5 protein-coding genes are annotated in these 6,099 nt (G+C 60.5%); 2 read left to right on the forward strand and 3 right to left on the reverse strand.

Annotation, left to right across the window (positions count from 1 at the left end; all coding sequences use genetic code 11):
- Window positions 1-62 precede the first annotated feature (62 nt).
- Window positions 63-920, forward strand: coding sequence for a TIGR03915 family putative DNA repair protein (locus ACILSI_RS15905; protein WP_395722881.1), 858 nt, complete (start codon window positions 63-65; stop codon window positions 918-920).
- On the opposite strand, the gene ACILSI_RS15910 is transcribed toward ACILSI_RS15905, so the two are convergent.
- The gene (locus ACILSI_RS15910; RefSeq protein ID WP_395722882.1) at window positions 921-3,242 is read right to left on the reverse strand and encodes a hypothetical protein; all 2,322 of its coding nucleotides are present in this window, start codon (window positions 3,240-3,242) and stop codon (window positions 921-923) included.
- Window positions 3,243-3,378: 136 nt separating this feature from the next.
- On the opposite strand from ACILSI_RS15910, the gene ACILSI_RS15915 reads away from it, so the two are divergent.
- Window positions 3,379-4,413, forward strand: a complete 1,035-nt coding sequence (locus ACILSI_RS15915) for an SAM-dependent methyltransferase (protein ID WP_395722883.1) — start codon at window positions 3,379-3,381, stop codon at window positions 4,411-4,413.
- Window positions 4,414-4,432: 19 nt separating this feature from the next.
- Here ACILSI_RS15915 and ACILSI_RS15920 read toward each other — a convergent pair whose 3' ends face one another.
- Entirely contained in the window at window positions 4,433-5,350 is a 918-nt protein-coding gene (locus ACILSI_RS15920) for an anti-sigma factor domain-containing protein (protein ID WP_395722884.1), read from the reverse strand.
- Window positions 5,350-5,916 carry an RNA polymerase sigma factor gene (locus tag ACILSI_RS15925; RefSeq protein ID WP_395722885.1) on the reverse strand — a complete coding sequence of 189 codons (567 nt, stop codon included), beginning with the start codon at window positions 5,914-5,916 and terminating at the stop codon, window positions 5,350-5,352. The genes ACILSI_RS15920 and ACILSI_RS15925 overlap by 1 nt, the downstream gene beginning before the upstream one ends.
- Between the last annotated feature and the right edge of the window lie 183 nt (window positions 5,917-6,099).

The following is a 6,099-nucleotide window of genomic DNA, read 5'->3' on the forward strand; positions in this document are numbered from 1 at the left end:
CTGATAAAGGCTTCATCCATTAGCGTCCAATCAGCGTCATATTAGCGGTTTAAAAAGCAGCCATGACCCACACCGCCCAAATCCAGCCCACCTTCGAAGCCTGGCGCTCCAAGGCTCGCGAGCTGCTACGGCAGGGTGTGGCACCGGAAAACGTCGATTGGGTGGACGCCTCGCAAACCGCCAGTTTACTCGCCGAAGAGCCAACCGCCTATCAAACCGCTCATAACACCTCCGTGAAGGTCCCCGCCGACTTTTTGCGACTCGCGGCCAACGTCTGCGCCCACACCGACGAACGCCGCTTCGCCATCCTGTATCGCCTTTTGCATCGTCTCACGCTCGGCGGTGAAAAACACCTCCTCGGCATGCCTTCCGACCGCGACCTGCATCAGTGCAACGCGTGGGCGAAGGCCGTCAGCCGCGACATTCACAAGATGCACGCCTTCGTGCGCTTCCGACTCGTCGGCGTGAACGAGGAAAACGGCCGCGAGCAGTTCGTCGCCTGGTTTGAGCCCGAGTATCGCATTACAAGGCTCGCCGCGCCGTTCTTCGAAAAACGCTTCGCCAGCATGGACTGGTCCATTTTGACCCCGGACGAGTGCGTGAGCTGGGATGGCGAAAAACTCACCTTCATGCCCGGCATGAGCCGTCACGACGCCCCCGCCACCGATGCCCACGACGACCTCTGGCGCACCTACTACCGCAGCATCTTCAATCCCGCGCGACTCAAGGTGCAGGCCATGCAATCCGAGATGCCGATGAAGTATTGGAAGAACCTCCCCGAGGCCGAAATTATCCACGACCTCATCGCCAGCAGCGAAACCCGCGTCCGCACCATGATCGCCACCCCCGAGCGTCCCGTGAAGCCCGTGCCGGACAACGCGTATCTGCGCACGCTGCGGAAGAAGACGCAAGCATCGTAATCACGGCACCAGCGGCACGATCTCCCGCGCCTTCTTCAAATCCGGCCGCGCGGGCCGTGGATCATGCCAGCGATCCTTCGGTGCAGGTGCTTTGGCATCGAGATAAGCTCCCAGGCGCAACCGCAGCGCTTCAAAGGCGGCCTGCGTGTCTTTGCCGAACTGCGACTTGCCGGCGTCTTCTTCGTTCTTCTTCACCAAGGTGGCGCTAAGGCTTGGTGTGGCACGCAGCGCGGCCATGACGGCTTCGCGGCTCTCGCTGCTGACGGCGCAGTATTGGGTGAGATACTCGACGAGTTGCTGACCGGCGCGGAAGGTCTTCAGGCGCAGGCTTGGCACGGGGCCGTTCGCGGTCGGGTAAAGCACCGATAGCTCATCGGGTGTCTGCCACGCGTCTTTGCCGCCGATGGTGTTCCAGGGCACGACACCATCCGCGCCGAGCGACCAGGCTTCGACGCACCAAGCGGCGTTCGCGATGTTTGGCGTGCCGATGGCGTTCGCGCTGCCATACATGTAGTAAAGATTGCCGCAGGCTTCCGCGCGACGCTGAATACGCGGCCAGTAGTCGCGCAGCACGCCGCTGACGACTTCCACGTTCACGCAGTGATCGAGCAGCTCGCGCTGCCACTGCGGGCGGGAAATGTCGGCGCGATACGTCAGATTCACCTTCGGATAAGGTGCGACGGCGTTCCAGAATTCACGGCCGTAGTGACGGATGGCCCAGAAGTCCTGCGTGTGCACCGGTTCGTCGAAAATCCAGGCCGCGGTGCACTTCCGCCAGTCGTCCTTTTTGAAGTACACCTTGTTGTTGAGGTAGAACTCAAACATCGGCTCGGTCCAGCCCTTCGCTTCGAGATGCTTCGCGATCTCCGCCGCCATCGCGCGGAACTGCGTCCAGTAGGCGTCATCAAACGCGCTTTCGATCCAGTAACCGCCTTTGAAGTGCTCGTCGTGCTTCATCGGCCAGTTCTCGTTCAGCAGCAGGTAATACGCGTCCACAGGCACCGCGCCGCGCGGCAGATCGGCAAAGGCGCTGCCATCGAGCAGCGGGCCGAACTCGGCATCGAACTTCGTCCAATCCCACTTCCCATCGCCACCGAGCTTCGGCGCGGGCTCGTCCACCTTGCCCGTCCAGCCATACGGCAGCTGATTCAGCACCACGCGATGCTCATGTGCGAGCCGGTAGTAGTCACGCGCATGCCCCGGCAGGCCGTAGGCGTTCATCTGCGGCAAGAATGACAGGCGATCTGGCAGCGTGAAGTTCCAAACCGTGATCGTGAACGGCATCGCGGTGCCATTCACCGTCACTGTGCCGTCGTGCATGCCTGCGGTTGCGTCTTTCGGCACGTGCAGCTCGATGAAGGTGTCTTCGCTTTTGGAATCATCGCCCGGCACGAGCGGATCATGCATTCCACCGACTTTCGGCATCGAGTAGAGCTTCACGCCCAAATCAGGCGCTTTGACGAGCGGCTTGCCCGCGACCGAAAAACCGATCGTTTCGCCCTTCGCGGCAAAAAAGTGCGTCGAAGCCAGTTCGCGGCCGAAAACGTCTTTCGAAGGCAAATTCGGCTTCACGGCCGAAGTGGCCGGAACAGGCGGCAAAGTGGCTGCGGCGACCGGATTGACCTTATTGACGGTTTTTGGAGCCTCAGAGGCTCCATCTTCGAGCCACAGCGTGAAGTAGGGCTTGTGGATGCGCTTGTCCTCGCGGCTCGACACGTAGCGATTCACGAAATTCGTGAACTTCACCGCGTTGCCATCGCGCGTATATTCGCTGCCGATGTCGTCGATGACATAAAAGCCATGCGAACGGCCATCGAGCCGTGCCTGGGCCACTTCCGGCAAGATCGGGATGATCTGCCAGCCTTCCGCATCCGGCGCGGAGGCGTCGCCAAAGCCCCATAGCGATCCGCCTTCACCGCAGACGACGCTGGTGATGTCAGGATCGTTGTTGCCCCAGCGCAGCTCGCCTGTCTTCGCCCACGTGAAGGAACTCGCGCCCGGCGTCTTCGCGTAGCTGCTGCCCGTGCCTTCCACCCAGTCTTGCGAGATCGTGGACACTGTCGTGCGCCGCAGCGGTGCCTCCGGCGACGCGAGATGCACATGCAGTTGTGCTTTGGTGATCTTCTTCCCACGCAGCGGCGCTGGATCGAAGTCAATGAGGAAGAACTCCTGGATGCCCTTCAGCTTCAGCCGATGCGATCCGCCATTGTTCCCCTCCACCTCCTTTGAGTAAGCCGAGATCCACAAATCCCGCGACACCTCCACACGCTGCTGCGCATGCAAACTGAGGGCGGCGAGGAGGAAGAGAGCGAGGCGTTTCATGCGACGAGGAGAACGTTTCTCGTGCCCCTGCCGTTTCACGCGGCGATCATCCTGCGGAATTCGGTGAATCAAACATCGGTAGGCCGCACAAAAATGAATCCAAGGAAGTGCCTGAGCCGCATAGTGGCTTGCATTTATGCTCAACTTGAACGCCCTCCTCGCCAAAGACATCCTTCCTGATGCGGTCATCCGTTTCGGCATCCGCCAGCGTCTGGCGGAGACGCTGCGCAGGCACAAGCAGCCAAACATAGCGGCGCAAAAAGCCGCTATGCTAATGCATGTGGCGGGGCTGAAGGAGAGCCCGGTGGCGATCGCGACGCAGGAGGCGAATGAGCAGCATTATGAGGTGCCGACGAGGTTTTATCAGCTTTGCCTGGGGAAGCATTTGAAGTACAGCAGCGGCTATTGGCCGGAGGATGCGACCACTTTTGATGAGTCCGAAGCGATCATGCTGGGCCTGACTTGCGAGCGGGCGGAGCTGGGGGACGGACAGCGCATTTTGGAGCTGGGCTGCGGCTGGGGCTCGCTTTCGTTGTGGATGGCGGAGCATTACCCGAATGCGCAGATCACGAGCGTCTCAAACTCACGCACCCAAAAGGAATACATCGACGCGGAGGCGGCGCGGCGCGGTTTGAAGAACCTGACGGTCATCACGGCGAACATGATTCACTTTGAGGGCGTGGGGGAGGGGATCTTCGACCGCTGCGTGTCGGTGGAGATGTTTGAGCACATGAAAAACTACCAGGAGCTGCTGCGGCGCGTCTCGACGTGGCTGAAGCCGGGTGGGAAGCTGTTTGTGCATATCTTCACGCATCGCGAATATGCTTATCACTATGAAGTGACGAGCGATGGCGACTGGATGGCGAAGTATTTCTTCACTGGCGGCCAGATGCCGTCCGATGATCTGCTGCTCTACTTCCAAGACCACCTCAAGATCGAGGATCACTGGTGTGTGAGCGGGATGCACTACAGCAAGACCTCGGAGGCGTGGCTGGCGAAGATGGATGCGAACAAGGCAGAGATCATGCCGCTGTTTTGCGAGACGTATGGAGCGGACCAGGCAGTCAAGTGGTGGTGCTACTGGCGCATTTTCTTCATGGCCTGCGCGGAGCTGTGGGGCTACCGCGAGGGCGAGGAGTGGATCGTGAGCCACTACCGGTTTGTGAAGTGAATCGGAGGAAGAATCCGGTTTACGGCCCGATGAAAACAATCGGCCCCTTGTTTTTGGGCACGCCGCCTTTGTTCTCGACGCTGAGGGCAAACTTGGCGGACTCCCCGACGGGAACGACGGTTTTGAAGACGGTTTTGGCGGAGCCTTTGTCATCCACGGTGATGACACCGGCGCTCACGGGGTCGGGCTTGCCCGGATCGACGACCCAGAGCTGGTAATCCGTGCCGGGCTCAGCAAGGGGCATTTTTTCGAGCATGATCACGCCTTGGCTGCGTCTGCCGTCCCACACGATGGACATCTCGCTGCGGCGGTATTCCCAGACCTTGCTCTGCAGTTTGGCGATCTGCAACTGAGCCTCAGAATCCTGCTTTTTGAGCGCCTCGGTCTCGGCAGTGAGCTGGGTGATGCGTGTCTGAGCCTCGGCCTCACGTTTGCGGAGGGATTCGATCTCACTGTTTAGCGCCGCTTGTTTCTTATCGTAGTCGTCGCGGATACTTTTGAGTTCATCCTCAAGGCTACGTGCTTCTTTTTTCTCCTCAGCAGAGCTGCTGGAGGGGGTGGCGGTCGCGATGGCTCTCACGGCAGAGGCATGCTGCTCGATGAGTTTGGAGCGTTCATTCCAGAGCCAGACTGAGGCCACGGCCAATCCGGCTGCCAACGCCCAGCCTGCGGTGCCCAGGATGACACCCCGCGAGACTCCGAACGCACCAAGGCCGCCGCGTGAGCGAATCTTGGCGCGGATGCGCTTCTTCATGTCGGCGGGCGGCTCGACGGGCGTGATGAGACGGGCCAGTTCCAAGGCGACTTGCTCCAACTCGGTGTTGAGGGCGCGGAGTTCCTTGTCAGACACGCAGGCACCGTCCAGGGCGCGTTGTTCGTCTCCTTCCAGCATGTGGAGGGCGTTCAGGGCGGCCAGTTCTTCTTGTCGTTCGTCCATCAGTCGCCTCCTTTCAGCAGATCGCGCAGGCGCAGGAGCCCGCGGCGGATGTGGGTTTTCACCGTGCCGAGCGGCAGGTTGAGTGATTCGGCAATGACATGATGCGTGAGTCCCTTCAAAAAGGCGAACTCGATCAACTGGCGTTGGTCTTTGGGCAGTTCACGCATGGCCTCGCGCACGGCTGCGGCTCGTTCGGTCGTTTCCAATTCGGCATCGGCGGAGTCTGGGGAATCTCCGCCCATGGCTGAGTGCTCCAGGGCGGCGCTTTCGACGAGGCGGTTGCGGCGACCAAGCATGCGCATGCGGTCGATGGCCTTGTGGCGCACGATCATCACCAGCCAGGTGAATGCCTTGCTGCGGGCGGGGGCAAAAGCAGGGGCGCGGTCCCACAGATGAACGAAGCTGTCTTGCAGCACGTCCTCTGCCTCACGCTCATCATGGAGCATCTGTCGCAGCAGCCCGTGGAGGCGTGGAGCCAGCCGGTCGTAGAGCTGCTCAAACGCGCGCATGTCCCTGCGTCCAGCACGCTGGAGCAGTTCTTCATCGTTGAGTTCAGACTGGCTCATGGGGGATTTGAGCGCTCGTCGGAGAGCACAGGCTCCGAGGGCGAGGAGAGGATTCCATGCCAGAGCTTGTGCGTTCACACAATTTTTTGCGACAGCGGAGGCGGTCTGGATTCAAAAAAAGTCGCTGGCAAGGAGCGGACGTTACTTTTCCACCCAGCGCCGAAGCCAGGGCAATGTGAGCAC

The sequence above is a fragment of the Prosthecobacter sp. genome (assembly GCF_044232965.1).
Taxonomy (GTDB): Bacteria; Verrucomicrobiota; Verrucomicrobiia; order Verrucomicrobiales; family Verrucomicrobiaceae; genus Prosthecobacter.